The organism is Micromonospora sp. NPDC051196 (assembly GCF_040682415.1).
Lineage (GTDB): Bacteria > Actinomycetota > Actinomycetes > Mycobacteriales > Micromonosporaceae > Micromonospora.
Genome location: NZ_JBFBAY010000021.1, coordinates 43129 through 69635, shown reverse-complemented (window position 1 = coordinate 69635; position 26507 = coordinate 43129). Strand labels below are relative to the sequence as shown.

The following is a 26507-nucleotide window of genomic DNA, read 5'->3' as shown; positions in this document are numbered from 1 at the left end:
ACCACCCCCCCGGGGTCCCCCCCCCCCCCCCATCGGCGTGGGGGCGTCCCGTGTGCGGGGGGGGCCCCGGGCCCCGGGCCTTGTAACACCGCCTCCCCCCCCCCCGCCGGGCACGGTCGCCCCAGCCTGCACCGCAACCACTTCAAAACCGGTCAGGTAGCGCTGATCGTCCCCGTCATCAGCAGGGCGAGGACCAGAGTGCCGACCGCCACCCGGTAGAGCACGAAGACGTACAGCGTGTGGTGTGCGACGTAGCGCAGCAGCCAGGCGATGGCCGCGTAGCCGACCGCGAACGCGATGAGCGTGGCGACGACCATCTGCGCCACGCTGGGCACCGAGGTGCCGGGTGCGGCCGGCTCGAAGACGTCGCCCAGGCTGAAGATCCCGGACATCACCACCGCCGGGATGGCCAGCAGGAACGAGTAGCGGGCCGCCGTCTCCCGGGTCAGGTTGAGGAACAGGCCGAAGGTCAGCGTCGCGCCGGAGCGGGACACACCGGGGATGAGTGCCAGCGCCTGGGCGAAACCCATCACGACGCCGTCGCGCATCCGGAAGTCCTTCAGGGTGCGGGTCTGCCGGCCCCAGTACTCGGCGAAGGCCAGGATGAAGGCGAACACGATCAGGGTGGTGGCGACCACCCACAGGTTGCGGGCGGTCTCCCGGATCTGGTCCTTGAACAGGAAGCCGAACAGACCGATCGGGATCGAGCCGATGATCACGTACCAGCCCATCCGGTAGTCGAGGCTGGAACGGACCGAGGAGTCCCAGATCCCGACCGTCCAGGTCCGGCCGATGCGCCAGATGTCCTTGGCGAAGTAGAGCAGGACGGCCGCCTCGGTACCCAACTGGGTGACCGCGGTGAAGGAGGCGCCCGCGTCCTGGTCGAAGAAGATCGCCGAGGTGATCCGCAGGTGCCCCGACGAGCTGACCGGCAAGAACTCGGTCAGGCCCTGGACGATGCCCAGGACGATGGCTTCGATCCAGGTCACTCCCCGACTCCCGAAAGCTCCAGGGCCTCGGCGATGGTACGCAGCGTCTGCACCCCGCTGTCCCGGTCGGCCACGAAAAGCGTCACCGACAGGGTGGTCACGCCGGCCTCGGCGTACTCGCGCATCCGCTCGGCGATGCGCTCCTTCGGCCCGAGCAGCGACGTGCGGTCGATGAACTCCAGCGGCACCGCGGCGGCGGCGTCGCGCTGCCGCTTGGCCAGGTAGAGGTCCTGCACCTCGCGGGCGGCGTCGCCGTACCCCATCCGGGTGGCGAGCTGGTTGTAGAAGTTCTGCTGCCGGCTGCCCATCCCGCCGACGTACAGGGCGGCGTACCAGCGGACCAGTTCGGCGCAGGAGGCGACGTCGTCACCGACCACGACCGGCACGGAGGGCACCACGTCGAAGCCGGCGAGTTCCTTACCGGCCCGGGCCCGACCGGCGCTCACCGAGGCGAGCTGCTCCTGGGCGTACTCGGGGGCGTAGAAGATGGCCAGCCAGCCGTCGGCGATCTCGCCGGCCAGTTCCAGGTTCTTCGGGCCGACCGCGGCCAGGTAGATCGGGATGTGCTCGCGCGGCGGGTGGAAGCCCAGCCGCAGCGCCTTGCCGGGGCCGTCGGGCAGCGGCAGGGTGTAGAACTGGCCGTCGTAGCTGACTTCCTTGCGGGCCACCGCCAGCTTGACGATGTCGACGTACTCCCGGGTGCGGGCCAGCGGCTTGCCGAAGCGTACGCCGTGCCAGCCCTCGGAGACCTGCGGGCCGGAGACGCCCAGGCCGAGCCGGAACCGGCCGCCGGAGAGCGTGTCGATGGTGGCGGCGGTCATCGCGGTCATCGCCGGTGTCCGGCCGGGGATCTGCATCACGGCGCTACCGATGTCGATCCGCTCGGTCTGCCCGGCCATCCAGGCGAGCATGCTCGGCGAGTCGGAGCCGTACGCTTCCGCCGCCCACACCACCGAGTAGCCGAGCCGGTCCGCCTCCTGAGCGAGGGCCAGGTGGTCAGCCGGTGTGCTCCACGCTGTCTGGTATCCGAGGCTTAGCCCGAGTCGCACAGAGTCCTCCCCCATCCGCAGTCGCATCAGGTTACGCAATGGCGGGAGTGGGGACGGTCACCGGCTCACCCCGAATCGCCAGCAGACTCGGCGGGAGCGAGGATATCGGTCTGGCCCGGTTCGAAATAAGGTTCACCCATGCAGCAGCGACCGCTCGGCCGAAGCGGGCTGGCGGTTTCCCGGCTCGCGCTCGGCACCATGACCTGGGGCCGGGACACCGACGCCGACGACGCGGCCGCGCAACTGAAGAGTTACCTCGACGCGGGTGGGAACCTGATCGACACCGCCGACGTGTACGGCGACGGCGACGCCGAGTCGGTGATCGGCTCACTGCTGGGCAGTCTGGTGCCGCGCGAGGAGTTGCTGATCGCCACCAAGGCCGGCCTGCGTCCGGGCGGCAGCCGACGCCGGGACGGTTCCCGGGGGCACCTGCTGCGTACGCTGGACGCCTCGCTGCGCCGGCTGGGCACCGACCACGTCGACCTGTTCCAGGTGCACGGCTACGACCCGCAGACTCCGCTGGAGGAGACCCTCGCCGCGCTGGACCACGCGGTGGCCAGTGGCCGGGTCCGCTACGTCGGTGTGTCGAACTTCTCCGGCTGGCAGACCGCTCGGGCGGCGGCCTGGCAGGCGGCCTGGCCGGGGCGGGCCCCGGTGGTGGCCGCCCAGGTGGAGTACTCGTTGCTGGAGCGGGGGGTGGAGCGGGAGGTGCTGCCGGCCTGCGACGCGCTCGGGTTGGGCGTACTGCCCTGGTCGCCGCTGGGCCGCGGGGTGTTGACCGGTAAGTACCGGCATGGTCGACCGGCGGACTCCCGGGCGGTCTCGCCGCATTTCGAGCGGTTCGTCGCCACTTATCTGGAGCCGCGCTGCTCCAGCATCGTGGAGGCGGTGGCGACCGCCGCGAGCGGTCTCGGGGTGTCGCCGCTGGAGGTGGCGCTGGCCTGGATCCGGGACCGTCCCGGGGTGACCGCGCCGATCCTCGGTGCCCGCACCTGCGGACAGCTGCTCGGCGCGCTCCAGGTGGAGCGGGTGACCCTGCCCGAGGAGATCACCACCGCGTTGGACGACGTGTCGGCGTTGGAGGTCGGCTACCCCGAGCGGGACAGCTGACCCGTACGGCGGCGCGCGCGGGATCGCCCCAGGGTGGCGCCCTTGGGGTCAGGGTGGGCAGCATAGGGCTCATGGACTACGAATACGCGCCGCTGCGGTTGCCGCCGAACGTCGACCGGTTGACCGCTGCGGCGCAGCTGGCGATCCAGGCGGAGTTCTCCGGCTGGGAACTGGCCCGGGTGCGGCTGTACCGGGACGGCACACGGCAGGTGGTGCTGCGCCGCCGTCTGGTCAACCAGCCGCAGCCGGGACTGTCGTACTGAGGGTGGAAGACGGTCGGGCGGCCTGCCGGCCTGCCCCTGAGTGGGTGCGTCATGACCGGTGGCGGACCAGGAGCGCCACGGCCAGCAGGGCGAGTGCGGCCCAGACCGGCACCCACAACGGTCGCTGCTGGGCCAGGGCCCCGATCCCGCCACCCACGGCGTAACTGGCGAGCGTCAACAGGCCGAGCAGGGTCGCGTGTCTGGCCTTGGACCGATCCGCCCGTGGGCCGAACAGCCAGCCGACGACTCGTTTGCCGATTTTCGCCGCCGTACCCGACTGGTAGGTGATGGTGGTGGCGACCCCGGCGGTGCGTACGAACAGCGTGGCCAGGGCACCCATCGAGAACCCCCCGACGGCGGCCAGCAGCGCCCGAAGCTGCGGGCTGTCCCGGCCGTACTCGAACAACACGTTGAGTACTCCCCACAGCACGACGGTGGCCACGACAGCAACGAGGCCACGGGACACCGGCGACCACCGACTTGCCACGGCACGAAGCCGGGTGGTCAGTCCCGCCCCGACGATGAACGCCACCAGCGACGCCGCCGCCGACGGCCAGGCCGGATGCGCGCCGGCCGGTCCGACGCCAAGGAACAGGACGTTGCTGGACTGGTTGCCGACGAAGGCTCCGTAGCGCAGGAAGGCGAAGGCGTCCAGGAAGCCGGCGACGAGGGTGGTCAGGCTCAGGACCACGATCGGATGGCGGAACTCGCGGTACGCGTCCTCCAGGTCGGGCCCGGTCCGATTCGCCGGAGGAGGCGGTTCGGCACGCGACATCGGTTCTCCACACCTAGCTGTCCGATCGGGCGATCCAGCGGGTTCGGCCCCGTTCCGACAGGTGCCGATGACTTCGCAACTTACCGAACCTCGGATACCGAATGGGCGGATAACACCGATAGCCGCATAACCGGGTTCCGCCCCACCAAGAAGGCGAATAGGAGTTTTCCTCACGCATATCTCGGTTTCCCGTCCGAATGTGACGGCCACCTGGTTAGCCTCGCCATAACGGCTTCGACCTGCCCGCGTGGCGTCCGGGAGCCGAATTCGGGGAGGTACTGACCAAAGGTGATTTTCGATGCCCGAGGCATCCTTGAAGCGTCCCAAGATGTCCACCGGCGGGTCACGGACAACGAGCCACATCCAACGGTACGTACTGCGCGTGGTCGCCCTCGCCGACGCGCCCTGCGAACTCTGGTTCCTCGAAAAGATGCTGGTCCGCTCGGATGTCGCGGCGGGGCTGGCCCTGGATGCGGCGGTGGAGGACCTGATCTCCCGGGGGACGCTGGTCGATGCTCCGGCCGGTCTACGACTGGCGTCACCGCGACTGCGCGACGGCGTACTCGCGGAAACTCCGCTGGCGACGCAACAGGCCCTGCGCGAGACTGCCGCGGAGGTGCTGTCCGACGCCGGTCGGCCGGCCCAGGCCGCCCGCCAACTGCTTCGAGCGATGCCGGCGGTCGACCAGGCCGCTTGGGCGCTGGCCGCGCGGCTGGCGACCGATCCGGCGGTGAGCCCGACCCTCTCGGCGGACCTGCTGCTGGCGGGCGGGTCACCCGGCACCGCCGAGCGACACCTGGACTGGCTGATCGCCACTGCGGACAATCTCTTCCTGGCCGGGCGGCTCGCCGAGGCCATGCGCCTGCTGCACACCGAGCTCGCCGTCGACCGGTACGGACCACGCCAGCGTGCCCTCCTCCTGGGCCGGCTCGGTGCCTACTACGCCACCCAACGCCCCTCGCTGTCGATGGGCTACCTGGAGCGGGCGCTGGAACAACATCGCAGCGGCGCCGAACGCAGTTGGACCCTCGCCATGCGGGCGTCGGTGGCCGCCCGGTTCGGCTACGACGACAGCGGTGAACTGCTGGCCGAGGCGGAAAGCGCCCACCGCGCCGCCCCGACTGCCGGCGGTGCGGTCCGGCTGGCCTTGGCACGGGCGGCACACGCCACCGGTGCCGCCGACCTGCCCTGCGCCGCCCGCATCCTGCGGGACGTCGACACCACCGCGCCAGCAGTCCGGGGTCAGGTGGTCTTCCTGCGCATGGACCGGATCGCCAACCAACTCTCGCTCGGCCAGTTCGCCGACGCGCGCAGCGCCCTCGACGCGGTCACCGGCGAGATCGACACGCTTGGCGGCGTGGCCCGACCGCTGGTCACCGCACTGGACTGCGTCGCTCGCCTCGCGGTGGGCGAATTCGGCGAGGCGACGGCGCGCGCCCGGCTGGCCCTCGACGAGGCCGAAGCCGGCGCGCTGAGCGACGAGATCCGCGCCACCCTGCTCGGCACCGTCGTGGAGGACCTTCTGCGCCGCGGTGAGGTCTCCATGGCCCGTGCACTGTTGGCCCCCGAGAAACCGGTACTGGACTGGCCGGACGGCTTGCAGTGGTTCCGGCTCGGCACCGCCGCTGCCGCCGATCCCGAACCGGGGCGGCACGCCCCCCTGCTCAGGGCCATCCTGGAGATGTCGAACCGGTCGGCGGCTCCCCTGCTACTGGTGCCACACCACGGTCCGCGACTGGTCCGCACCGCCCTGCTGCTGGGCGACCAGGAGCACGCCCGGGTCCTGACCGGTCACCTGAAGCGGGTCGCCGGCACCGTGAACAACCGGCTCTGGCAGGGCGTCGCCCATCACGCCGACGGGATCCTCACCGGCGATCCGGCGGCGTTGGCCACGGCGGTGGCCCGACTCCGGACCACCACGGCACGTCCGGCGCTGGCCGACGCGCTGTTCGACCTGGGGCGCTCATCGCAGGTGTCGCAGGCGCAGGCGATCGACGCGCTCGACGAATGCGCCGCCCTCTACGCCCGTCTCGGCGCCACCGGTGACCACGATCGGGCCCGCCAGCACCGCAGCCGCCTCGGCGACCAGAACCACAGCCGAATCCAGGTCCGCCTCGAAGGCGTCGCCGCGCTCACGCCCGCCGAGGCGCGGGTCGCCGAACTGCTCGCCGGTGGCGCGACGAAGCAGCAGGCCGCTGCCGAACTCTTCGTCTCCTTCCACACGGTGGACACCCACCTGCGGGCGATCTACGCCAAGCTCGGCATCCGGACCCGGGTCCAACTGGCCCGGGTGTGGGACGCCCGCGAGCGCTCCTGACCGCACCAGTACGCGCCAACGCCCGGTCGGGGCGACAGGTACGCGGACGCCACGACCGGGCGGGTTGGTCGTGGCGTCCGCGTACGCGACTCGGGTTCAGTGCCGTTGCACGGCGTTCTTCACCTTCGGTAGCACCTCGATGACCTGTCGCTGCATGTTGAGGGTGTCGGCGACGACCTGCGGCGGGACGTTGGCCAGCCACTGTGCCAGCGACATGTCCTCGAACTTCGCGGTCCGGAACAGTTCCAGGTACACGAACGGCTCGTCACCGAGGTTCTCGACGTAGTGGCCCAGCGAGATCGGCACGTAGCCGACGTCACCGCGTTGCAGGTTGAACGTCCGAGCGGTGGAGCCGCCGCTGAACACGCCCATCCGGCCCTGGCCGGAGATGACGTACTGCATCTCGGCGCCGTTGGGGTGCCAGTGCAGCTCCCGCATCGCGCCCGGTTCCAACTCCACCATCGCCACCGTCGTGGTGGTCGCGGCGGCGAAGTTGTTCGAGTCGGCGATGCGTACGCTGCCGCCCTCGAAGCGCTCCGGCGTCTGGGAGAGGAACGCGTGCTTGAAGGTGCGCGGCACGTCCCCGGTGGGGCTGAAGACCCGCTGTTCGGCCAGCGGCGGCGGCACCTGCCCGTGGAACATGTACTTCTCGCGCTCCGGCAGGTTGCGCATCTGTTCCTCGGTCCAGCCGAAGTTCTTGGCGATCACCGACTTGGGCACGTGCGCGAGGAAGTCGGTCAACTGGAAGGTGGCGTCCTCGGAATAGCACCCGTCGTCGAACACCAGGAGGAACTCCATGCCCTCCTCGAAGGCCTGGATGTAGTGCGGGATGCCCGCCGGGAAGTACCAGAGGTCGCCCTCCTTGACGTCTTCGAGGAAATTGCGTCCCTCTTGGTCCACCGCGCCGATGCGGCCGCTGCCCTTGAGGATGATCGACCATTCGGACTGGATGTGCCAGTGCAGTTCCCGGTACGCCCCCGGATCGAGCTTCATGTCGATGATCGCCAGGTCGTGCGCGATCGGCAGGAGCCGGTCGGTGATCTCCCGGGTCCAGCCGCCGCTCTCCCGTCGGGTGTGGGCCAGCGAGAACGGGAACACCATGTTCGGCAGCAGACCATCGTCGGTCGACGGCGGGGTGACCAGGTCGGGGTGTGTGTCGTCGATTGCCGGGTTTCGCGGAAGGGTGCCCACCAGTGACCCGTTGCCGGTCGAGGCCATGCCGAACTCATCGGACTTGCGCATCGCGAACAACCTCTCGTTGAGGGGCCGCCATCGTGACGTCCCGGGACGGAAGAAAGAGCGTGCGGACGCGTCCAGTGCCCTGGAGCGCGACTGCGAGCGGGATCGCGGCACAGATGGAGACGACTGCCACGATGCTCCAGATCGGCGCGTCAATGGCGACTCCGGCGGCGGCCAGCACGGCGAACGAGTAGAGCTTGACGCGCAATCTGGCCATGGGAACCAAATCCATCGCGGACCTCCTTTTTCGTCGAGAAAGTGCCGGCAAACAGCAGACGTCCGGGGGTCAGCGGCACGCCAACCAGCGCCCACAACTGCAATCCTGACGCGGAGAAGGCCGACGCGGAATCACGCGATCGCGCTATTCGACGGAATCCGCCCTGACGCGGAGACGACCGGCGGGCACGGCAAATCAGCCGTCGTTTACGCGATTCCCGGACGGGTATTGTGCGCAATGTCCAGTAACCAAGGCAGAACCGGACCAACGGGCCGCCGGTCACCGCAACAGTGGAACGTCACCCAACTCGACTTCCGGTATCCGTTGTTCGCGCTGATGTTGGGCACCGGCCTGGCCGGAGTTGTGGATGCGTTCTCGTTCCTGCGTTACAAGGTGTTCGTCGGGATCCAGACGGGAAACGTGGCCTTCGTCGGCATGGGACTGGCCGGACACCTTCCGGCGTGGCCGTCCGCGGTGGCGTCGCTCGTCGCGTTCGGCCTGGGCGGCCTGCTCGGTGCCGGGATCAGGAAGTTCCCCTCCGCCGGCCCGCTGCGGCCACCCGGGTGGGAACTGATCGCGATGCTGGCCCTGCTGGTGCTCTGGGGTCTGGTCGACCGGTCCCTCGATTCGGGGCGGGACTCGTTGACCGAACGCACGATCCTGACCGCCCTGTGCGCCTTCCCGGTCGGCATCCTCGGCGGGCTCGTCACCCGTACCTTCGGGGTGCAGACCGCGACGTCGTTCCAGACCGGCACGGTGCTGCGGACCACCCGGGGTCTGGCCGACTGGGTGTTCGAGCGCGGCGACACCAGCGGCGCCCGACGGATCGCCGGGCTCGGACTGCTGTGCCTGGCGAGCTACGCGATCGGTGGATACGTCGGCGCGGCCAGCGAGGAACGCCCGATCGTCACCTACATGATCGCCTGGGCGCTGATCGTGGCGATGCTCGTCCTGGCCCTGCTGAAGAAACCGGCACGAACGCCTTGAGACGCGCCACCACCGACGTCACAGCCGATGCCGCCCTGGCGGACGGCACCGGCTGCTACGCAAGCGGTGTCAGTGCACGTGCTCGGTCTCGTCGTCGACGTCGAGGAACGGGTGTTCGTCGAGGCGCCCGACGAGCCGGTCGTCGGCGGCCGGCTGGAACGGGCCGACCGGGTCGTCGTCGTCGAACGATTCCAGGTCGACCGGGGTGCCGACCTCGCTGACCATGACGACGCCGTCGAGCGGCTCCAACTCGGGCACGTCCAGCGCGGACAACGAGCCGTCGCCGCTCTGCAGCAGCTCCAGCACCGCCTCGCCGACGCCCTCCACCGGCGGTACCTCCTCCTCGGCCGGGATGCCCTCGCGCCGGGCCGCCTCGGCGACCCGGATCAGCGCGGAGACGCTCGGCACCCGGTAGTCGCGCCGCTGGCGTACCGAGATCACCTGGGGGTGCGGGTCGGTGGGCTCGACGCCGTCGGCCGCGCCGAGACGCTGGTCGACCTCGTCCGGGTCGATCGAATCGACATCCCAGGGGGTGACCTCACCGAAGGCGTCCATGAGTTGCTCGTCGTAGGCGAAGGACGCGTTGTTCAGCGCGACGTACGCCCGCCAGACGTCGTCGTCGTCGATCCGGCCCTGCGCGGCGCGGACGGCGGCCAGATGGTGACGGGCCGCTTCGATCACGCGCTCGAGAGCGGCATCCAGCTCACCGTGCTGGTCGGTCATAGGAGGCGTCCCTTTCAGGCAGTTTCTTCAGGTGTCGCGCCCGAGCCGGGCACGGCATCAGCAGGTACGCAGGAACCGGTCGAGAACCCGCACGCCGAACTGTAGTCCGTCCACCGGAACCCGCTCGTCGATGCCGTGGAACAACGCCGAGAAGTTCAGGTCGGCCGGCAGCCGCAGCGGCGCGAAGCCGAAGCAGCGGATGCCCAGTTGGGCGAACGCCTTGGCGTCGGTGCCGCCGGAGAGCATGTACGGCACTGGACGCGCCCCCGGATCCTCGGCGCGCAGCGCGGCGGACATGGCCGCGACCAGCTCGCCGTCGAAGGTGGTCTCCAGCGCCGGCTGGCGCTGGATGTACTCGATCGCGATGTCCGGGCCGATCAGCTCACGCAGCTGCTGCTCCAGCAGCTCGGACTGCCCGGGCAGGCTGCGGCAGTCGATGGTGGCGCTGGCGCTGCCGGGGATGACGTTCTCCTTGTAGCCGGCGGCGAGCCGGGTGGGGTTGGCCGTGTTGCGGATGGTGGCGCCGATGATGTTGGCGATCGGGCCGAGCTTGGCGATCGCCGTCTCCGGGTCCTCCGGGTCCAGCTCGATGTCGAGCATCTCGGAGACCTCCTCCAGAAAGGCCCGGACGGTGTCGGTGACGACCACCGGGAAGCGGTGCCGCCCGATCCGGGCCACCGCCTCGGCCAGCGCGGTGACCGCGTTGTCGTCGTGCATCATCGAGCCGTGCCCGGGCCGGCCCTTGGCGTGCAGGCGGAGCCAGTCGATGCCCTTCTCCGCGGTCTCGATGAGGTAGAGCCGCCGTGACTCGTCCACGGTGTACGAGAAGCCGCCGACCTCGCCGATGGCCTCGGTGCAGCCGTCGAACAGCTCCCGGTGCCGGGTGGTGAGGAAGTGCGCGCCGTAGTCGCTGCCCGCCTCCTCGTCGGCGGTGTACGCCAGCACGATGTCACGCGGCGGGCGCACGCCGGTGCGCTGCCAGTGGCGTACCACCGCCAGGACCATCGCGTCGAAGTCCTTCATGTCGATGGCGCCCCGACCCCACAGGTAGCCGTCGCGCAGTTCGCCGGAGAACGGGTGCACCGACCACTCGTCGGGGTCGGCCGGCACGACGTCCAGGTGGCCGTGCACGAGCAGGGCCCCCCGGCCGGGGTCGGTGCCGGGGATCCGGGCGATCACGTTGGCCCGGCCGGGAACGGACTCGTGCAGCACCGATTCGATGCCGACCTCGGCCAGTTTCTCCGCGACGTACTCGGCGGCGCGGCGCTCCCCCGCGCTGGTGGCGTTGTCGCCCGTGTTCGTGGTGTCGATACGCAGCAGGTCCCGACAGAGGTCGACGACCTCGTCGGTCGGCGCGGGAAGGGCGGGGTGGGCGTCACTCGTCATCGCCTCTTCATACCAGCCCGCAGGTCACGCGTACGCGGCGCCGGTCCAGCCCGCCGCCTTGGCGGGACGGTTTCGGCGACAACGGGTGCGGGTACTGCCCCGCGCCGAGGTTGCCATATCATCGGCGCTCCATCCGCCCGCCGAGGAGGGACCGTGTCCGTCCACCTGCCGCCGCTGCCGCCCACTCCCGGCGACGGCTATCAGCCCGCCGGGCGAAGCATCGCCGCCACCATCGCCGAGGAACACCAGCAGTTGCTGGCGTTGTCCCACCGGCTGGTCGAGCCGGGTCCGGATCCCGCGCACGGGCGGGAGATCCTCGTCGCCGCGTTGTCCCGGCACCTGTCGGCCGAGGAACAGTATCTGCTGCCCGCCGTCCGCCAGGCGCTCGACGACGCCGACGAGCCGGTCGCCGAGGTGCTGGCGGGCGACGCCGCCCTGCTCATGGCGTTGCGGGGGTTGACCGACGACCGGTTGGCGATGGTCGCCCAACTGCTCGAGGCGCACGTGGTGGCGGTCGACGCGCTGGTGCAGCGGCTCTGTGCCGCCGCGACCGAGGAGGAGCTGGTCCGGCTCGGCAACCGGCTGGAGATCGCCGAGGAGGCCGCTCCGACCCGCCCGCATCCGGGCATCCCGCACACACCGCCGTGGAACCGCATCGTCGAACCGGCGGTGGCACTTGTCGACAAGCTCCGGGACGCGGTTACCGGCCGGCACACCCAGCTCAGCGAACTGGAGGAGCTGCCGCCGCGCTGAGTGAGCCGGATCATGTTCATGGCCGTTGATACGTCCAGGCACTACCGCCAACTGCTCCGTGGCCCTACCGTCACGCTATGAATCTGGAGTTGCGCCACCTGCGGGTGGTCTGCGCCATCGCGGAGACCGGGAGCGTGACCAAGGCGGCCTCGACGCTCGGCCTGGCTCAGCCGGCGCTCACCGCCCAGCTCCAGCGCATCGAGCGGACTCTGGGCGGGCCGCTGTTCGAACGGGATCGCCGGGGGGCCCGCCCCACCGCCCTCGGCGAGTTGGTGCTGGCCCGGGCCCGGGTACTGCTGCCGGCGATGAAGGGCCTTCAGGACGAGGCGGCCCGGTTGGCCGGGGCGGGTGACGCGCCACGCCGCTACCGGTTCGGCGGGGTGAACAGCCCGATCCTGGGCCGGCTGGTGCACCGGCTCGCCGCCGAGCAGCCCCAGGCCCAGATCACCACGTACGCGTCCTGGTCGGTGGACGAGCTGGCCCAACTGGTCGCCGGTGGGCGGTTGGACTACGCGCTGACCGGGGTGTGCGGCGACTCCACCCCGTCGGCGGACTACGGGCTGAGTTGGCGGGAGGTCGCCATCGACCCGGTCATGGTGCTGCTGCCCGAGACGCATCCGCTGGCCGGGCGAGACGAGGTGGCGCTGGCCGACCTGCGCCACGAGCAGTGGGTGGCGGCGCCGGGGGACGGCTGCTTCGGCGACTGCTTCGCCGCCGCCTGCGCCCGCGCCGGTTTCACCCCCCGCAAGGTGTACGAGGCCGACGTACGCAGCTGCATAGATCTGGTGGACGCCCGCGAGGCGGTGGCGTTGTGCCAGGCCACCTTCCGACCGGTGGCCGGGCTGGTGACCCGACGGCTGGCCGGTACCCCGCTGCGCTGGCGGCTGATGTTGGGCTGGCATCCCGAGTCTCCTGCCGCCCGGATGGCGGACCTGGTGTTGGAGACGGCACTGACGTCGTACACCGATTCCCTGGCCCCTCATCCGGCGTACCTCGCCTGGTTGTTGCGCAACCCGGCGTTCGGTTTGCGGGCGACGGCGCCGGTGGTGGTCGACCCACGGGTGCGAACCGCCTGATGGTGGGTAAAGGGCGGCCATGACCGACCTCTATCCCGCCGCCGACGACCGCGAGGTCCTGCGCGAGGCGGCCGCGCGGCACACCACCGCCGTCCGGGACGTGGAAGCCTTCCTCCGCCGGCTGCCGGAGGTTCCGGACCCGGCCGACCTGACCGAGTACGCCAACCTGATGACGCGGGAGGAACAGACCCGCGCCGACCGGCAGGCCGCCGCCGACGCCGCCGGGCTGAACATCGCCAGCCTGGGCACGGAGTAGCGTCGACCGCCGCCGTCCCGGCCCGGAGGGGACCGTGGCGGCGGCGGTCGGCGGGTTGCCCTACCGCTCGACGAGTACGTCGTGTCCGAGGTCGAGCAGGGAGTGCCGCCACTCGTCGTCGGCGTTGCCCCGGCTGGGCTTGGCCGCCGTCAGTTCCCGGATGCGCTCCACGGCCTCGCGCATCACCTCGATGTCCTCCGGCGTCAGGTCGACCTTGCGCTTACGCAGCACGGCGAGGATCTGTCGGCCCGGTTCGGGCAGGTCCAGGTCCGGGTTCGGGCTGAACGCCTCCTCGCCGGAGCCGCGGGTCAGCAGCCACTGCCGTAGCTGTTCGGACGGCACGTTGACCTCGGCGTGGAAGTCGTCCCAGAGCACTTCCACCTCGGGGTCGAGTCGCTGTTCGCGTACCATCAGCCCTCCTCTGCCGGCGGCGACCCGGGAGTTTCCGGGTGCCCCTCGTCGATGCGCCCACCCGGTCCCTCCGCCGGCACCTGCACCCGGGCGGGGTTCGCCGTCGGCGGGGCCACGATCGGGTCGGCACGATCCTCGTCGCGGATCTCCTCCGGTTCGGTCATCTCTACCCTCCCGGTCCAGGGACATTCCGATCAGCGGGGATGGGTGGTCGAGGCGGCCGTGTGGCCGCGTGTTCCGGCTCCCACGTCGAAGCTGAGGCGTCCGTCGTGGGCGTCGACCGTGATCCGCTGGCCCGGTGACAACTGCTGTTCCAGCAGCATTCGGGACAGGTGGTTGTCCACCTCCCGCTGGATGACCCGGCGCAGTGGCCGAGCCCCGAACTCCGGCTGGTAGCCGTTCTCGGCGAGCCAGTCGACACCGGCGGTGGTGAAGTCCACCTCGATGTCCTGGGCGTGCAGCCGACGGCGGGTCTCCTCCAGCAGCAGTTCGGTGATCTGGCGCAACTGCTCGGCCTCCAACCGACGGAAGATGATCACCTCGTCGATCCGGTTGAGGAACTCCGGACGGAAGTTCTCCTGCAACCGGCGCATCAGCCGGTCCCGCAGTTCGTCGCTCTCCTGGTCGCTGCCCGGCGCACCGGCACCGAAGCCGACGGCCCGCTGGCTGCCGGTGATCAACTCTGAGCCGAGGTTGCTGGTCATGATCAGGACGGTGTTCTTGAAGTTGACCGTCCGGCCCTGGCTGTCGGTAAGCCGCCCGTCGTCGAGCACCTGCAACAGGATGTTGAAGACGTCCGGGTGCGCCTTCTCGATTTCGTCGAGCAGCACCACCGCGTACGGGCGGCGGCGCACCGCCTCGGTGAGCTGGCCGGCTTCCTCGTACCCGACGTAGCCGGGTGGGGCGCCGACCAACCGGCTGACGGTGTGCCGTTCCTGGAACTCGCTCATGTCCACCCGGACCATCCGGTCCGCCTCGCCGAACAACGCCTCGGCCAGCGCTCGGGCCAGCTCGGTCTTGCCGACGCCGGTGGGCCCGAGGAACAGGAAGCTGCCCATCGGGCGGTGCGGGTCGGCCAACCCGGTACGTGACCTGCGTACCGCCTCGGCCACCGCGTTGACCGCGTCGTCCTGCCCGATGACCTTCTCGTGCAGGTGGCCCTCCAGGCGCAGCAACCGGTCCCGCTCCTCCTCGGTGAGCTGACTGGCCGGGATGCCGGTGGCCCGGGAGACCACCTCGGCGATCTCGTCCGGCCCCACCTCGGGCACGTGGCTGCCGGTACCTTCGTCGCCCCGGGCCCGGCCGACCTGCTCCTCCAACTCGGCGACCCGGTCACGCAGGGCGGAGGCGCGCTCGTACTGCTCGTCGGCGACCGCCTGCTCCTTGTCCCGGCGTACCTCTTCGAGCTGCTGTTCCAGGTCCCGTACGTCGGCGGCGGGGGTGCGGGTACGCAGCCGCACCCGGGCGCCGGCCTGGTCGATCAGGTCGATCGCCTTGTCCGGCAGGAAACGGTCGGTGATGTACCGGTCGGACAGTTCGGCGGCGGCGACCAGCGCCTCGTCGGTGAACCGGACTTGGTGGTGCGCCTCGTAGCGGTCCCGCAGGCCACGCAGGATGGCCACGGTGTCCTCGCCGCTGGGCTCGGGTACGAACACCGGCTGGAAGCGCCGGGCCAGCGCGGCGTCCTTCTCGATGCTGCGGCGGTACTCGTCCAGGGTGGTCGCGCCGATCACCCGCAACTCGCCACGGGCCAGGGCCGGTTTGAGCATGTTCGAGGCGTCCATGCCGCCCTCGCTGCCGGCACCGCCCGCACCGACCAGGGTGTGGATCTCGTCCAGGAAAATGATCAACTCCTCCCGGTGCGCCCGGATCTCGTCGATCACCTTCTTCAGCCGCTCCTCGAAGTCGCCCCGGTAGCGGGTGCCGGCCACCAGACCCGCCAGGTCGAGCTGGATGACCCGCTTGCCGAGCAGGGTCTGCGGCACGTCACCGTCGCAGATCCGCTCGGCCAGACCCTCCACGATCGCGGTCTTGCCGACGCCGGCCTCACCGATGAGCACCGGGTTGTTCTTGGTCCGCCGGGACAGGATCTCCACCGCCTGCTCGATCTCGGCGGCCCGCCCGATGACCGGGTCGATCTGGTCGTTGCGGGCCAACTCGGTGAGGTCCTGGCCGTACTGGTCGAGAGTGGGGGTGCCGCGATCCGGGCGCGGGTTCGCCATCGGCCCACGCTCGGCGTTGGCAGCCTGCAAGGACTCCGGCTGGATCCGACCGGCGGCGAGCATCCGACCGGCCGGCGACTCCGGGTTCAGTGGCAGCGCCATCAGGATGTGCTCGGGGCCGATGTAGTTCGCACCCATGGCCCGGGACAGCTGGTGAGCGTCCAGCAGGGCCCGCTTGGCCGCCGGGGTCAACGACAGGTTCGGCGGCACCTCACCCTGTGGAGCACCGTCGCCCTGCCCACCCAACGCGTTGACCAGGGTGTCCGGGTCCGCGCCGGCACGGCGTACCAGGTCCCGCAGCGGTTCACGTTGCAGGGCGGCCCAGAGCAGGTGGTCGGTGTCCAGGTCGTTGCTCTTCTTCTGCGCCGCCCGACGCGCCGCGTCGGCCAGCATCTCCCGGGCGTCGGCGGTCATCAGTCGGGTGATGTCGACCCGGTGCGCGGGCCGACGCCCGCCCTCGCCCCGGCCGAAGTACCGGGCCAGGAACTCGTCCCACGGGTCCGAGCCGAAGTCGCCGGGTCCAATCATGTCTGTCCTCCGCGGTCGGGCGCGAGACGGGTCGGCACGGGCTACCCGGCCCCCGGCCGGACAAACGCCACCGGCCGGCACCACCCGGACGGGCGAGGCCACGGGCAGCGGGCGTGATCGACTCGGCGTCGGCGGGCGGGGGCCACGGGCAGCGGACTTGATCGACTCGGTGTCGGCGCAATGGCGGTGTCCGCCGGAGCAGGATGCCGCCGTTTCGCCGATACGGCTGGCGCGGGAAGGTCGGTCGGCGCGGCTGGCGCGCGGGACGCCCGGCCGAGTGGCATGGTGAGGCGATGAACCCGACTCCGCTGCTCATCGTGGACGCCGCCAACGTGGTCGGATCCCGACCGGACGGTTGGTGGCGGGACCGTGCCGGGGCGACCGCCCGACTGCGGGACACCCTGGTGCCGTTGGGTGGGCAGGGCGTGCCGCCGGATCTGCCTCCGCCGGTGGAGGTGGTGCTGGTGGTGGAGGGTGCGGCCCGCGAAGTGCCCGAGGTCGACGGGGTGCGGGTGGTTTCCGCCGCCGGCTCCGGCGACGACGCGGTGGTCGAGCTGGTCGCCGACGCCCGCGATCGGCGGCGCCTGGTGGTCACCGCCGACCGGGCGTTGCGCGACCGGGTCACCGTGCTCGGCGCCGAGGTGTACGGCCCGCGTTGGCTCCGGCCCTGAGCCGGTCCGCGGCGACTCCGGCCCCACCAGCCCAGTCCGCGGCGACTCCGGCCACCACCAACTCGGCCCACGGCGGCGCCCCCTGGAACGGCCCGCCGACCATGTCTCGATCACTGTTGGTGATCTTCCAACCCCGGGTCCCACGAATCGGACTCACGTTGCCTGCGGTCGACAACCGGTCATCAGGGCAGGAACACTGACAGGGCGGATGTTCGTTCCCCGACCGGCATAGGCTCTAATAGGAGTCCTCCCCGCCCCCAGGAGGTTCCCGAGTGGCGAGCGTCGCCGAGCTCAAGGCAGCCATCGACATAGCGCTCCAACAGATCGGTGACGGCCAGAGCGCCGTACAGGCCGCCGGCGAGAAACTGGCCGAGGCGCAGCAGACCCTCGCTGGCGCGCTGGAGGGCAGCGGGCACACCACCGTCGAGGCGGCGCAGGCGTCGCTGACCCAGGCCAGCCAGGAACTTGAGGAGTGCCTCGCCGCGACGCTCGTCGCGGTCGAGCAGGCCCAGCAGTACGTCGCGACGCTGTAGGGGCCGGGGGTGTCCATCGTCGAGGATGTCGGCGCGCAGGTCCGCGCGGCCGCCGAGGAACTGCCGCTGGGCCTGCTGGCGCAGGCGTTGGAGAAGTTCGGGCTGGCCACCGAGCGGCTGCGCTGGGTACGCCAGGAGTCGGCCAACCCGATGGGGGTGCCGGAGCTGTCCGCCGCCACCGAGCACGCCGAGACGGCCGGCTACGCGCTGCGGGTGGCCCAGGAACAGCTGACCGCGTACCTGGCCGCGATCGGTCTGGCCCCCGACGGTGCCGCACCGCCGCCCGCCACGCAGGAACGCCGTCCCCTGCACGACGACCCCCGGGCGGCCGAGCCGGCCGCCGGAGCCACGCCGGAGCCGGCCGGCGAGGTGCGGCTGCGCCGCTGGTGGGCGGTGCGGGTGGCGGAGTTGACCGGTGGACGCGAGGGCCCGGCCGAGCAACCCGACGAACAGGTCACCGACTCCCAGGAACTGCTGCGCCGGGTGGTACGCGGTGTGCGTGCCGGCGACCGCGACCGGCTGCACCGGGACCTGCGCGGGGCCCACGCCGACGTGGGCATGGGCCTGGCCGCCGTGGCGCCGCCGCTGCTGCGCGACCTTGCCGGGCAACTGCTCGGCCACCCGCCGCGCGGCGACGATCTGCCCCGGTTGCACCGCGAGCTGGACGGCCGGGTCCGGGACCTGCTGCCCGGCCTACCCGCCCCGGTGCTGGACACCCTGCTCACCCGGGTCTGCCGGATGCCACCGCCGCGGCGCGGTGACGACGAGCAGCCGCACGCCGCCGACCCGGCGGTCACCGCGGGCGTGCTCACCGGCGTCCTGCTCGACCGGCTCGGCCGCGACCTGCCGGAAACCAACGGCGCCCAGCCGACACCGGATGCGGTGAGAAAATCCGCCGAGCATCCCCCGCCCCGGCGCGAGCCACCGCGCGCCCGGCCACCGAAACGGCCCGACACCGATGACGGGATGAACGGCCGGCCCGGGAACGGGATCGATGGCTGACCGGCGCAACCAACTGGTCGTCCGGGTCCGGGAGATGCTCGCCGAGGCACTCGGCGCGTCCCGGAACAGGTCGACCGCCGCACAGGCCGCCCTGGCCGCCGCCCGGGAACGGGCGGTACGCGTACGCCGGGCCGCCCTCGGCGTACCCGAGCGGGTGGGTGCCGAACGCGACCGGCGCCTCGCCGAGATCGATGCCCAGCACACGTCGAGGCTCGCGGCCCTGGCCCGTCAGGCGGCCGAGGCCGCGGCCCGGGAGGCGCCCGGGGCGGGCTCGGCACCGTGGGCGCAGTGGCGGCCGACCCCGGCCGGTCGGGCCGAACCGCCGGGCGCGACCCGGATCGGCACGGTGCGGCTGCCCGACGCCGAACCGGTGCCGGCGCTGGTGGCGCTGCTCGACGGCGGCCACGTGGCCCTCGACGGGGACGCCGAGGGCTGCGCCGCCGTGGTGTCCGCCCTGCTGCTGCGCGGCCTGGGCCGGGCCACGCCGGGCGGAATACGGGTGGTCGGCTACGACCCGGACCACCTGGGCGGCGGACTGGCCGGATTCGCCCCGCTTGGCACCGCCGGGCTGCTCACCTTCGTCGGCCCCGGTGGGTTGGGCCGGTTGCTGGACGACCTCGTGGAGCAGATCCGCCGGATCAACGAGACGGTACTCGCCGGCGAACACGCCACCCTGCGCGAGCTGGCCGCCGCCACCGGTCGCCGGCCGGAGCCGTGGCGGGTGGCGGTGCTGCTCGGCGGCGACGAGCTGTCCCGGCACGAGCGCGGCCAACTCGACCGGGTGGTCCGGGCCGGCGCCGCGTGCGGCGTACACCTGATCGTGCGGGGTGTGCCGCTGCCGGACGATCCGACGGTCACCCGCGTGCAGGTCATCGGCACCGATGCCCGTGTCGGCACCCTGCCGGTACGCCTGGACCCGCCCCCGCCGGCCACCCTGGTCACCGAGACCTGCCGTCAGATCGCCTCGGTGGTCAGCGCCGGCCCGGCCCCCACCCCGTTCACCGACCTGCTGCCCGCGCCGGAGCAGATGTGGCGGGAGGACTCGGCGACCGGACTGACCGCGCCGATCGGCGAGGGCCCCAACGGTCGACCGGTGCTGGTCACCCTCGGCGACTATCCGCCGCACGCGCTGATCGGCGGCCCCTCCGGCACCGGCAAGACCAACCTGATCTTCGCGTGGATCGGCGCCCTCGCCGCCCGCTACTCCCCCGCCGAGTTGGAGTTCTACCTGCTCGACTTCAAGGAGGGGGTGTCCTTCGCCCGGTTCGCCCAGGGTCGGCGGGATCCGAGCTGGCTGCCGCACATGCGGCTGGTCGGCATCAACGTCAACACCGACCGGGAGTTCGGCCTGGCGCTGCTGCGGTTCCTCGCCGAGGAGCTGCGCCGCCGCGCCGACGCGGCGAAGAAGCACGAGGTCACCAAGCTGGCCGAGCTGCGCGCGGTGGACCCGACCGGCCACTGGCCCCGGATCGTGGCGGTGGTGGACGAGTTCCAGATGCTGCTGGCCGGGCGGGACGCGGTGGCCCGGGAGGCCGCCGATCTGCTGGAGGACCTGGCCCGGCGGGGCCGTTCCCAGGGCATCCACCTGGTGCTGGCCTCCCAGGACGTACGCGGCATCGAGGCGTTGTGGGGCCGCCCGGCGCTGGTCGCCCAGTTCACGCTGCGCATCGCGTTACCCAAGGCGCTGCGGATCCTGGCCGAACGCAACGACGCCGCACAGTCGCTGCCGAAGTTCCATGCGGTGGTCAACGCCGAATCGGGCCTGCCCGAGGGTAACGAGGTGGCGCGGATCCCGTCGGCGAGTGACTGGGAGACCTGGAGCGAGCTTCAGCACCGACTGTGGCGGATGCGGCCGGCCGAGGCGGCACCGGCTCGTCTCTTCGACGGTGACGCGATACCCCGGTTGGCCGACGCGCCGGACTTCCGGGCGTTGACGGCACCGGAGGTCGGCACGCCGCGTGGCCCGGTCGCGCTGCTCGGCGAGATCATCGACGTACAGGCCCGGTCGGCGGCGCTGCGGCTGCCCCGGGCCCCCGGACGGAACCTGGCCGTACTCGGTACCCGGGTCGACGAGGCGTGCGCGGTGCTGGACGCGGCAGCCCGGTCGCTGGCCCGCCAACACCGTCCCGGCAGTGCCCGGTTCTCCATCGCCTGCCTGGACCCGGACGCCGACCCGGCGGCCCGGGCCCTGTACGAGGACCTCGCCGACGACGCCGCCTGGTACGACGAGGAGAGCGTGGCCGAGCTGATGGCCGAGACGGCCGACGGACTGGGTGCCCCGGGAGCCAGTGCCGCACCGCACTATCTGCTGCTGTTCGCCGTCGACGCGGCAGCCGGCGCGCTCGCCGCGCGAACCGGGCAGGCGACCGGCGCCGCGCACCTGCGCCGCATCCTGCACGACGGCCCGGAGCGGCGCACGCACGTGCTGGCATGGTGGCGTGGAGTGGCCCGGATGCGCGCCGACCTGGGCGGACCGAGCGCCCGCACCGACCAGATCGGGGCCTGGGTGGCGCTGGACACCCACGGCGGGGAGTTGGGCTCGTTGTACCCCGGCACGGGGCCGGACTGGTATCCCCGGCCCTGGCGGGGGCTCTTCTTCGACCGGGCGGTACACCGCACCGGGCAGACCATCATCCCCTATGGACCGGCCCGATGAACGAACCGGTGACCAGCCAGACGTACGCGGCACAGCTGCGGCGACTCGCCGAGCTGACCGCGCGGGTGCAGGAGCAGCGGGCCGAGGCGCACGCCTGGTACGAACAACAGTGCGCGGCGGCCGACCGGGCGGTGGCCGAGTCGGCCGACGAGGTCAACCGGGCCGAGCGGGAACTGGTTGCCGCGCGGGAGGTGCAGGAGCAGGTCGACGCCGAGGTCGCGGTGCTGTGGCAGGAGCTGAACACCCGGTTGGGTGGCGGCGGACGACGGGCCGGATCACCGCCGGCTCCCACGCCCGATGCCACCGGCGACCCGGTGCCGTTGCTTGACGGGGTACGCGACCTGCTGCGGCGTACCCGGCAACGGGGCGAGCTGCCGGGCAACGTCAACCCGCTGATGCTGCTGTGCGGCGTGGGCGGTGCTGTGCTGGCGTACGCGCTGGGAGTCGGCGCCCGTGCCCTGGGCGGGCGCAGCGACGGTGAACTCGCTGTCGGCCTGCCGGTGCTGGCCTTGATGATCACGCTCCTCGGCCCGGTGCTGGGCCTGCTCCCGGCGCGCCTGATCGCCGACCGCCAACACGCCACCCTCTCCCCCCGCCCCGTCCTCCTGGTGATAGCCGCCGGCCTGACCACCACCCTCCTCCTCCTAACCACCACCTGACCTCCCGCGCCCTCCGCTTCGTCGATCTTGCACTTCCTGCCTCGACAAAAGGTGCATATCGGCACATACCAGCGACGGAAAGTGCAAGATCGACGGGTTCAGCGGGGGAGGGAGGGCGGGGCGGACGGGGGTGGGGGTGGGTGGTTAGGGGGTTAGGGCGGCTTCTTGGAGGAGGCGGCGGGTGAGGGTGAGGCGGTCGGTGTCGGTGTCCAGGGCGGGGAGGTCACGGACGCGGGTGACTTCGCCGGTGAGCAGGGCGCGTACGGCGGGTTCGCAGTAGGCGGGCAGGGTGATCGTACGGTCGAACAGGCGCAGGGTGGCCTGGTCGCCGGCGACGGTGAGCTGCCACCGCAGGCCGGGGCGGACGGTGACATGGCTGTCGACGGTCAACGCGGCCAGCGCGGCGGCCTGTGCGAGGGGACGGATCGGCGCCGGACGCGACGCGGACCAGGCCCGCTGCCGCAGCCGGCTCGCCACCGCCGCCGGGTCGGCGTGCAGCAACCAGTCGCGCAGCGCCTCGACGGTCTCGGTCAGTTCCGGCTCGATCGCGTCCGGGTCGGCCACGTCGATGCCGAAGGGCAGGGTGGCCCGCAGTCGGCGGTCCTCGGTGGCCAGCGCGAGCAACTCCTCGACCAACGCGTACCGGGTCAACGCGCGGATGCCGACGGTGAGGTGCAGCGAACTGGACTCCTGCGCCTGGGCGCTGTGCAGCCAGCCCCGGGGCAGGTAGAGCGCGTCGCCGGTTTCGAGCACCACGTCCAGGGCAGCCGGGCCCTGGGCGGTGGCGGCGACCTCGTCGGCCCGTCCGCCCCACGGCTGGCGCTCCAGTGGATCGGGGAACACCGACGGGTGTATCCGCCAGTGTTTGCGCCCGTCGACCTGGAGCACGAACACGTCATGGGTGTCGTAGTGGGTGGCGAAGCCCTGGCTACCGGGCGGGGTGAGGTAGGCGTTGACCTGCAACGGCTGCCCCACGGCCAGGCTCAGCTCCCGGGTGAAGTCGATCAGTGGCGGCCAGTTGCGGTGCAGGCCCTGGAGCACGAGGGTGGCGCCGTCGGCGTACAGCTGCAGGATCTTCTCGTCGAGGACCTGGTCGCCGATCTCGGCGCCGGCGCCACCGCCGCCGGTGTAGCGCGCCGCGGGCAGCACCTGCCCGTCCTTGGCCACCCGCAGGAACGGGGTACGCAGACCACGCCGGCTGAGCAGTTCGTCGGCGTCGGCGGTGCTGAGCAGGTCGGTGAAGCCGGCCGGGTTGGGTAGCTCGGCGGCGCGGGACAGCAGCGGTGTATGTCCCCAGTGGGCGGCGGCGAACTTCTCCGGCTCGACGCTGACGCAGCGCGCCAGCGCGGACGGGTATGCAACCGCCGGGCGGACAGTGCCGCCCGGCGGGTCGAGTCGCGTCATCGTGCTCGGCTACCGGGCGGCGCCGTCGGCACCACCGTCGTGCTGCCCCGGCGTCGCGCCACCATCAGCCGGGCCCTCGGCGCTGCCATCGGCACCACCATCGTGCTGCCCCGGCGTCGCGCCACCATCAGCCGGACCTTCGGCGCTGCCATCGGCACCACCATCGTGCTGCCCCGGCGTCGCGCCACCATCAGCCGGGCCCTCGGCGCTGCCATCGGCACCACCGTCGTGCTGGCCGGGGGTCGCGCCACCGTCAGCTGGGCCTTCCAGCCCGCCGCCGCTGGTGCTCTGGATGTCGTCGTCGTTGAGTGGCATCGTGCTCCCTCGGATGGACCCGCCCCCGCCGTCGGTGGGGTTCGTCGTGCCGCGGGTGGTACCCCGCGCCCGATCTTCTCTAACCAATGCACCCCACCGTAGACGCCCGCGCCGTCCGACATGCCCGGTTCGCCATGCGTGGTACTACCGGTCGGTGCCGCCTGCGACGGGGTGGCCGAAGCAGGCCAGCGCGACGGGGACACAACCGGCGAGGACGGCTGCGGCCAGGAAGGCCGCCGAGATCGAGGTGGCCGCGTGGAGCGGACCGAACAGCAGGGGTGCGACGAACTGGCCGGTGAACCCCGCGGTGGCCAGCAACGCAACGGCCTGCGCCCGCCGGCCGGGCGGGGCGTGGTCGGCGGTCAGCACGGTCAGGGCCGGCACGGCCAGACCCATCCCGAGACCGAAGACGGCCGGGGCGACCAGCAGCGCCACCGGCATGTCGACAAGAGCCAGTATCAGCAGCGCGACGGTCCAGGTCAGGAACGCATGCCGCAGCAGCACCCGCTGGGGCAGGCGGGCTCGAAGGTGGACGTACCCGAGCGCGGCCGCGCTCATCGCCACCGACAGACCTGCGGCCGCCGTGGCCACGACGGCGGTGTTGGTGACGTGCACTTGCGCCAACCGGACCGGCAGGAAGACCAGGACGACGTAGAGCAGCATCGTCGCCACACATTGCAGGGCGTAGACCGCCGCCAGCCGGCGGCCGGTGAGCAACGCGGTCCAGCTCCGCCCGGGCTCCCCGATGCCGCGCCGCCGGCCCGGACCACGTCCGACCGGCGTACGCGGCTCAGCCACCCGACGGGGCTGGTCGGGCAGGCGCAGGGCGAGCAGGGCGAGCGGAATGCCGAGCAGGTACACCACGAACGGCGCCCGCCAGGAGAGCACGCCCAACACCCCACCGGCCAGCGGCCACACCACCCCGCCCAGGCTGACCGCGGTGGACCGCCAGCCCATCAGCCGGTCCCGGGCGCGCCGGTGTGCCGGTCGAGCAGCCCGACGGTGGTGCAGGTGAAGACGAGCGCGGCGCCGACCCCGAAGATCAGCCGGGTGGTGATCAGCAGCGGGTACGAGTCGACGACCGCTCCGGCGCCGCCGGCCGTTCCGTACAGCAGCAGGCCCACCACCAGCGGGCGGCGAACCCCGCAGCGATCCACGAGCCGACCGGCGGCGGGCGCGGTGACGGCCAACGACACCCCGTGCACGGTCACGACCAGTCCGGCGGCGGTGGCGGTGAGCTGCCGCTCGGTGATGAGCAACTGGACCACCGGGGTCAGCACCGCCCCCGCCATCACTGTCAGGGTGGAGCCGATCAGCAGCACCGCGAGTCCAGGGCTCTGACGGTTGTCGGTGAAGGTCGTCGCTGCCACCCCGCCAGCATCGGACCTCAACCATGGTTGAGGTCAACCGTACCGGTGCGGTGCGGCGGGAAGTGACAGGATGGAGCCGACGCGAGCAGACGGAGGTGGCGATGACCGAACCGCTGGAGCCGGTGACCGAGGACTGGCAACGCGCCCTGGCGATCGTGGCCCACCCCGACGACCTCGAATTCGGTGCGGCCGCCGCCATCGCCCGCTGGACCGGGCAGGGCAAACAGGTGGTCTACTGCCTGGTCACCAGCGGCGAGGCCGGCATCGACAGGATGCCACCACCCCGCGCCCGTCAGGTACGCGAGCAGGAGCAACGTGACTCTGCGGCTCTGGTCGGCGTGGACACGGTCGAGTTCCTCGGCCTGCCCGACGGGATCCTGGAGTACGGCGTGGCCCTGCGCCGGGAGTTGGCCGCGGTGGTCCGCCGACACCGACCGGAAATCGTGATCACCAACAACTTCCGGGAGACCTGGGACGGCGGGCTCACCCTCAACCAGGCCGACCACATCGCCGTCGGACGAGCCACCCTGGACGCGGTACGCGACGCCGGCAACCGGTGGATCTTCCCGGAGCAGCTGACCGACGGCGTCCAACCGTGGGGCGGCGTACGCCAGGTCTGGGCGGCCTCCTCCCCCCGCTCGATGCACGGGGTGGACACGACCGAGACGTTCGACAAGGGGGTGGCGTCGCTGCTGGCGCACGAGGCGTACCTGACCGGACTGGGCGACGGCAGCTTCGACGCCGAGGAGTTCCTGGAAAGTGGCGCCCGCCCGATCGGTACCCGGCTGGGCGTGCGCTACGGCGCCTCGTTCGAGGTGTTCCACTTCGACCTCTGGTAGCCGGTCCCGGCTCTGGTAGCCGGTGCCGGACGCGCCGTCCGGGTGAGCCGGACGGCGCGCCGGGACCTGCGACGGTCAGGGCATGATCTGGGCGAGATCGGCGGGCATGGTGTCCCGCACGTCATCCCATTCGCCCTGGGTGATGTGCCGACGCAGGGTGTCCAGCACCACCTGGACCACCCGCTGCGGGCCGCCTTCCACGTCGTAGGGGAAGCCCTGACGGACCTCGTAGAGGAAGTCGTCCCGGTTGAGCTTGATCGGCACGTTCTCCGGCTGCCAGCCGTCGAAGTAGATGCCCCGCACCAGCATCGGCAGTTGTGCGGAGAACTCCACGCTCTCCTGCACCGGCATCCGGTCGCGCAGCAGGTGCAGCACGGTACGCAGCGCCGCGTACGACTGGTTACGCTGCGCCTTCGGCCAGCCGTACGCCTGCTCGATGTCCTTGAGAATCAGGTTGGTCTTGTCCACCGAGGACTCAATTGCCGACTGGAACTGCTCAGCCATCTGTCCACCCCCGTAGGTCGGTCTCCCACCGTCGGTCGTCGTGACGTCGCGGCGGACCCACCGGGCCACGCCGCGGCCGGATCGGGCTGGCCCACCCGAGACGTGGTGCCCGCCGAGCCTGATCACGCGCCCCGACGACACGCAGGACCGCGTCCCGCCGCCGGTGCGGCGACACCCGAACCGTCATCGCCAACCACCTCCGTGAGGTCGTCTCGCGCGGACGATCGCGCTCCGACCATCATCGGCGGGGTCG

The 26507-nt window shown here is 71.7% G+C and carries 28 protein-coding genes; 13 read left to right on the top strand and 15 right to left on the bottom strand.

Annotated elements, in window-relative coordinates:
- Positions 1 to 152: 152 nt before the first annotated feature.
- Both AB0M35_RS26665 and AB0M35_RS26660 read right to left on the bottom strand, forming a co-directional pair.
- Entirely contained in the window at positions 153 to 989 is an 837-nt protein-coding gene (locus tag AB0M35_RS26665; RefSeq protein ID WP_203222556.1) for an undecaprenyl-diphosphate phosphatase, read from the bottom strand.
- A complete protein-coding gene (locus tag AB0M35_RS26660) occupies positions 986 to 2038 on the bottom strand; it encodes an LLM class F420-dependent oxidoreductase (protein ID WP_363748711.1) in 1053 nt (350 codons plus the stop codon). The genes AB0M35_RS26665 and AB0M35_RS26660 overlap by 4 nt, the downstream gene beginning before the upstream one ends.
- Positions 2039 to 2176: 138 nt before the next feature.
- Between AB0M35_RS26660 and AB0M35_RS26655 the strand changes: the two genes are divergently transcribed.
- Complete coding sequence (locus AB0M35_RS26655; protein WP_363748710.1) at positions 2177 to 3148, top strand: aldo/keto reductase; 972 nt, start codon at positions 2177 to 2179, stop codon at positions 3146 to 3148.
- 71 nt (positions 3149 to 3219) lie between these two features.
- Positions 3220 to 3411 (top strand): DUF5703 family protein, encoded by a 192-nt coding sequence (locus tag AB0M35_RS26650; protein ID WP_088989720.1) that lies wholly within the window; start codon positions 3220 to 3222, stop codon positions 3409 to 3411.
- A 49-nt stretch (positions 3412 to 3460) separates the two neighbouring features.
- Here AB0M35_RS26650 and AB0M35_RS26645 read toward each other — a convergent pair whose 3' ends face one another.
- Positions 3461 to 4186 (bottom strand): YoaK family protein, encoded by a 726-nt coding sequence (locus tag AB0M35_RS26645; RefSeq protein WP_363748709.1) that lies wholly within the window; start codon positions 4184 to 4186, stop codon positions 3461 to 3463.
- Positions 4187 to 4484: 298 nt separating this feature from the next.
- On the opposite strand from AB0M35_RS26645, the gene AB0M35_RS26640 reads away from it, so the two are divergent.
- Positions 4485 to 6503: a helix-turn-helix transcriptional regulator gene (locus AB0M35_RS26640; RefSeq protein ID WP_363748708.1), complete on the top strand. Its 2019-nt coding sequence runs from the start codon at positions 4485 to 4487 to the stop codon at positions 6501 to 6503.
- Between the two features lie 96 nt (positions 6504 to 6599).
- Here the strand turns inward: AB0M35_RS26640 and AB0M35_RS26635 are convergent, their stop codons facing one another.
- The gene (locus AB0M35_RS26635; protein ID WP_363748706.1) at positions 6600 to 7745 is read right to left on the bottom strand and encodes a cupin domain-containing protein; all 1146 of its coding nucleotides are present in this window, start codon (positions 7743 to 7745) and stop codon (positions 6600 to 6602) included.
- A complete protein-coding gene (locus tag AB0M35_RS26630; RefSeq protein ID WP_363748704.1) occupies positions 7729 to 7974 on the bottom strand; it encodes a hypothetical protein in 246 nt (81 codons plus the stop codon). Before AB0M35_RS26630 ends, AB0M35_RS26635 begins: the two co-directional genes overlap by 17 nt.
- Before the next feature lie 222 nt (positions 7975 to 8196).
- Here AB0M35_RS26630 and AB0M35_RS26625 point away from each other — a divergent pair, with 222 nt between their 5' ends.
- Positions 8197 to 8946, top strand: coding sequence for a YoaK family protein (locus tag AB0M35_RS26625; RefSeq protein WP_363748703.1), 750 nt, complete (start codon positions 8197 to 8199; stop codon positions 8944 to 8946).
- A gap of 69 nt (positions 8947 to 9015) precedes the next feature.
- Here AB0M35_RS26625 and AB0M35_RS26620 read toward each other — a convergent pair whose 3' ends face one another.
- Together AB0M35_RS26620 and AB0M35_RS26615 are read right to left on the bottom strand one after the other, a co-directional pair.
- On the bottom strand, positions 9016 to 9669 hold the full coding sequence (locus AB0M35_RS26620) for a hypothetical protein (protein ID WP_363748702.1): 654 nt from the start codon (positions 9667 to 9669) through the stop codon (positions 9016 to 9018).
- Between the two features lie 57 nt (positions 9670 to 9726).
- The gene (locus AB0M35_RS26615; RefSeq protein ID WP_363748701.1) at positions 9727 to 11055 is read right to left on the bottom strand and encodes a M20/M25/M40 family metallo-hydrolase; all 1329 of its coding nucleotides are present in this window, start codon (positions 11053 to 11055) and stop codon (positions 9727 to 9729) included.
- Positions 11056 to 11208: 153 nt separating this feature from the next.
- Here AB0M35_RS26615 and AB0M35_RS26610 point away from each other — a divergent pair, with 153 nt between their 5' ends.
- The 3 genes from AB0M35_RS26610 (at position 11209) to AB0M35_RS26600 (ending at position 13140) form a co-directional block, all read left to right on the top strand.
- Positions 11209 to 11808: a hemerythrin domain-containing protein gene (locus AB0M35_RS26610; protein WP_363748700.1), complete on the top strand. Its 600-nt coding sequence runs from the start codon at positions 11209 to 11211 to the stop codon at positions 11806 to 11808.
- A gap of 77 nt (positions 11809 to 11885) precedes the next feature.
- Positions 11886 to 12884, top strand: coding sequence for a LysR family transcriptional regulator (locus tag AB0M35_RS26605; protein WP_363748698.1), 999 nt, complete (start codon positions 11886 to 11888; stop codon positions 12882 to 12884).
- A 19-nt stretch (positions 12885 to 12903) separates the two neighbouring features.
- Positions 12904 to 13140, top strand: coding sequence for a hypothetical protein (locus AB0M35_RS26600; RefSeq protein WP_363748697.1), 237 nt, complete (start codon positions 12904 to 12906; stop codon positions 13138 to 13140).
- Positions 13141 to 13200: 60 nt separating this feature from the next.
- Here AB0M35_RS26600 and AB0M35_RS26595 read toward each other — a convergent pair whose 3' ends face one another.
- The 3 genes from AB0M35_RS26595 to AB0M35_RS26585 are packed head-to-tail and all read right to left on the bottom strand — an operon-like array spanning position 13201 to position 16301.
- The gene (locus AB0M35_RS26595; RefSeq protein WP_363748696.1) at positions 13201 to 13551 is read right to left on the bottom strand and encodes a DUF3140 domain-containing protein; all 351 of its coding nucleotides are present in this window, start codon (positions 13549 to 13551) and stop codon (positions 13201 to 13203) included.
- Positions 13551 to 13715 (bottom strand): hypothetical protein, encoded by a 165-nt coding sequence (locus AB0M35_RS26590; RefSeq protein ID WP_363748695.1) that lies wholly within the window; start codon positions 13713 to 13715, stop codon positions 13551 to 13553. The genes AB0M35_RS26595 and AB0M35_RS26590 overlap by 1 nt, the downstream gene beginning before the upstream one ends.
- A gap of 30 nt (positions 13716 to 13745) precedes the next feature.
- Positions 13746 to 16301 carry an ATP-dependent Clp protease ATP-binding subunit gene (locus tag AB0M35_RS26585; protein WP_363748694.1) on the bottom strand — a complete coding sequence of 852 codons (2556 nt, stop codon included), beginning with the start codon at positions 16299 to 16301 and terminating at the stop codon, positions 13746 to 13748.
- A 293-nt stretch (positions 16302 to 16594) separates the two neighbouring features.
- Here AB0M35_RS26585 and AB0M35_RS26580 point away from each other — a divergent pair, with 293 nt between their 5' ends.
- The 5 genes from AB0M35_RS26580 to AB0M35_RS26560 all read left to right on the top strand — a co-directional run bounded on the left by AB0M35_RS26580 (position 16595) and on the right by AB0M35_RS26560 (position 21822).
- On the top strand, positions 16595 to 16972 hold the full coding sequence (locus AB0M35_RS26580) for a hypothetical protein (RefSeq protein WP_363748693.1): 378 nt from the start codon (positions 16595 to 16597) through the stop codon (positions 16970 to 16972).
- Positions 16973 to 17244: 272 nt separating this feature from the next.
- Complete coding sequence (locus AB0M35_RS26575; protein ID WP_013734364.1) at positions 17245 to 17505, top strand: hypothetical protein; 261 nt, start codon at positions 17245 to 17247, stop codon at positions 17503 to 17505.
- 9 nt (positions 17506 to 17514) lie between these two features.
- Positions 17515 to 18507 carry a hypothetical protein gene (locus AB0M35_RS26570; RefSeq protein ID WP_363748691.1) on the top strand — a complete coding sequence of 331 codons (993 nt, stop codon included), beginning with the start codon at positions 17515 to 17517 and terminating at the stop codon, positions 18505 to 18507.
- The gene (locus AB0M35_RS26565) at positions 18500 to 21163 is read left to right on the top strand and encodes an FtsK/SpoIIIE domain-containing protein (RefSeq protein WP_363748690.1); all 2664 of its coding nucleotides are present in this window, start codon (positions 18500 to 18502) and stop codon (positions 21161 to 21163) included. Before AB0M35_RS26570 ends, AB0M35_RS26565 begins: the two co-directional genes overlap by 8 nt.
- Complete coding sequence (locus AB0M35_RS26560) at positions 21160 to 21822, top strand: hypothetical protein (RefSeq protein ID WP_363748689.1); 663 nt, start codon at positions 21160 to 21162, stop codon at positions 21820 to 21822. The genes AB0M35_RS26565 and AB0M35_RS26560 overlap by 4 nt, the downstream gene beginning before the upstream one ends.
- A 144-nt stretch (positions 21823 to 21966) precedes the next feature.
- Here AB0M35_RS26560 and AB0M35_RS26555 read toward each other — a convergent pair whose 3' ends face one another.
- The 4 genes from AB0M35_RS26555 to AB0M35_RS26540 form a co-directional block, all read right to left on the bottom strand.
- Positions 21967 to 23226 (bottom strand): cupin domain-containing protein, encoded by a 1260-nt coding sequence (locus AB0M35_RS26555; protein ID WP_363748688.1) that lies wholly within the window; start codon positions 23224 to 23226, stop codon positions 21967 to 21969.
- Between the two features lie 9 nt (positions 23227 to 23235).
- Positions 23236 to 23541: a hypothetical protein gene (locus tag AB0M35_RS26550; protein ID WP_013734370.1), complete on the bottom strand. Its 306-nt coding sequence runs from the start codon at positions 23539 to 23541 to the stop codon at positions 23236 to 23238.
- A gap of 144 nt (positions 23542 to 23685) precedes the next feature.
- Entirely contained in the window at positions 23686 to 24498 is an 813-nt protein-coding gene (locus tag AB0M35_RS26545) for an MFS transporter (RefSeq protein ID WP_363748687.1), read from the bottom strand.
- Positions 24498 to 24911 carry an MFS transporter gene (locus tag AB0M35_RS26540; RefSeq protein ID WP_363748686.1) on the bottom strand — a complete coding sequence of 138 codons (414 nt, stop codon included), beginning with the start codon at positions 24909 to 24911 and terminating at the stop codon, positions 24498 to 24500. The genes AB0M35_RS26545 and AB0M35_RS26540 overlap by 1 nt, the downstream gene beginning before the upstream one ends.
- A gap of 101 nt (positions 24912 to 25012) precedes the next feature.
- Between AB0M35_RS26540 and AB0M35_RS26535 the strand changes: the two genes are divergently transcribed.
- Positions 25013 to 25750 carry a PIG-L deacetylase family protein gene (locus AB0M35_RS26535; protein WP_363748684.1) on the top strand — a complete coding sequence of 246 codons (738 nt, stop codon included), beginning with the start codon at positions 25013 to 25015 and terminating at the stop codon, positions 25748 to 25750.
- A 75-nt stretch (positions 25751 to 25825) separates the two neighbouring features.
- On the opposite strand, the gene AB0M35_RS26530 is transcribed toward AB0M35_RS26535, so the two are convergent.
- The gene (locus AB0M35_RS26530; RefSeq protein ID WP_363748682.1) at positions 25826 to 26254 is read right to left on the bottom strand and encodes a DUF2267 domain-containing protein; all 429 of its coding nucleotides are present in this window, start codon (positions 26252 to 26254) and stop codon (positions 25826 to 25828) included.
- Positions 26255 to 26507: the final 253 nt, after the last annotated feature.

Coding starts and splice junctions, on each gene's coding strand:
- AB0M35_RS26650 (WP_088989720.1), top strand. CDS start 3,220: ATGGACTACGAATACGCGCCGCTGCGGTTGCCGCCGAACGTCGACCGG.
- AB0M35_RS26655 (WP_363748710.1), top strand. CDS start 2,177: ATGCAGCAGCGACCGCTCGGCCGAAGCGGGCTGGCGGTTTCCCGGCTC.
- AB0M35_RS26545 (WP_363748687.1), bottom strand. CDS start 24,498: ATGGGCTGGCGGTCCACCGCGGTCAGCCTGGGCGGGGTGGTGTGGCCG.
- AB0M35_RS26530 (WP_363748682.1), bottom strand. CDS start 26,254: ATGGCTGAGCAGTTCCAGTCGGCAATTGAGTCCTCGGTGGACAAGACC.
- AB0M35_RS26600 (WP_363748697.1), top strand. CDS start 12,904: ATGACCGACCTCTATCCCGCCGCCGACGACCGCGAGGTCCTGCGCGAG.
- AB0M35_RS26635 (WP_363748706.1), bottom strand. CDS start 7,745: ATGCGCAAGTCCGATGAGTTCGGCATGGCCTCGACCGGCAACGGGTCA.
- AB0M35_RS26585 (WP_363748694.1), bottom strand. CDS start 16,301: ATGATTGGACCCGGCGACTTCGGCTCGGACCCGTGGGACGAGTTCCTG.
- AB0M35_RS26550 (WP_013734370.1), bottom strand. CDS start 23,541: ATGCCACTCAACGACGACGACATCCAGAGCACCAGCGGCGGCGGGCTG.
- AB0M35_RS26615 (WP_363748701.1), bottom strand. CDS start 11,055: ATGACGAGTGACGCCCACCCCGCCCTTCCCGCGCCGACCGACGAGGTC.
- AB0M35_RS26625 (WP_363748703.1), top strand. CDS start 8,197: ATGTCCAGTAACCAAGGCAGAACCGGACCAACGGGCCGCCGGTCACCG.
- AB0M35_RS26555 (WP_363748688.1), bottom strand. CDS start 23,226: ATGACGCGACTCGACCCGCCGGGCGGCACTGTCCGCCCGGCGGTTGCA.
- AB0M35_RS26620 (WP_363748702.1), bottom strand. CDS start 9,669: ATGACCGACCAGCACGGTGAGCTGGATGCCGCTCTCGAGCGCGTGATC.
- AB0M35_RS26595 (WP_363748696.1), bottom strand. CDS start 13,551: ATGGTACGCGAACAGCGACTCGACCCCGAGGTGGAAGTGCTCTGGGAC.
- AB0M35_RS26560 (WP_363748689.1), top strand. CDS start 21,160: ATGAACGAACCGGTGACCAGCCAGACGTACGCGGCACAGCTGCGGCGA.
- AB0M35_RS26590 (WP_363748695.1), bottom strand. CDS start 13,715: ATGACCGAACCGGAGGAGATCCGCGACGAGGATCGTGCCGACCCGATC.
- AB0M35_RS26605 (WP_363748698.1), top strand. CDS start 11,886: ATGAATCTGGAGTTGCGCCACCTGCGGGTGGTCTGCGCCATCGCGGAG.
- AB0M35_RS26630 (WP_363748704.1), bottom strand. CDS start 7,974: ATGGATTTGGTTCCCATGGCCAGATTGCGCGTCAAGCTCTACTCGTTC.
- AB0M35_RS26535 (WP_363748684.1), top strand. CDS start 25,013: ATGACCGAACCGCTGGAGCCGGTGACCGAGGACTGGCAACGCGCCCTG.
- AB0M35_RS26640 (WP_363748708.1), top strand. CDS start 4,485: ATGCCCGAGGCATCCTTGAAGCGTCCCAAGATGTCCACCGGCGGGTCA.
- AB0M35_RS26580 (WP_363748693.1), top strand. CDS start 16,595: ATGAACCCGACTCCGCTGCTCATCGTGGACGCCGCCAACGTGGTCGGA.
- AB0M35_RS26565 (WP_363748690.1), top strand. CDS start 18,500: ATGGCTGACCGGCGCAACCAACTGGTCGTCCGGGTCCGGGAGATGCTC.
- AB0M35_RS26645 (WP_363748709.1), bottom strand. CDS start 4,186: ATGTCGCGTGCCGAACCGCCTCCTCCGGCGAATCGGACCGGGCCCGAC.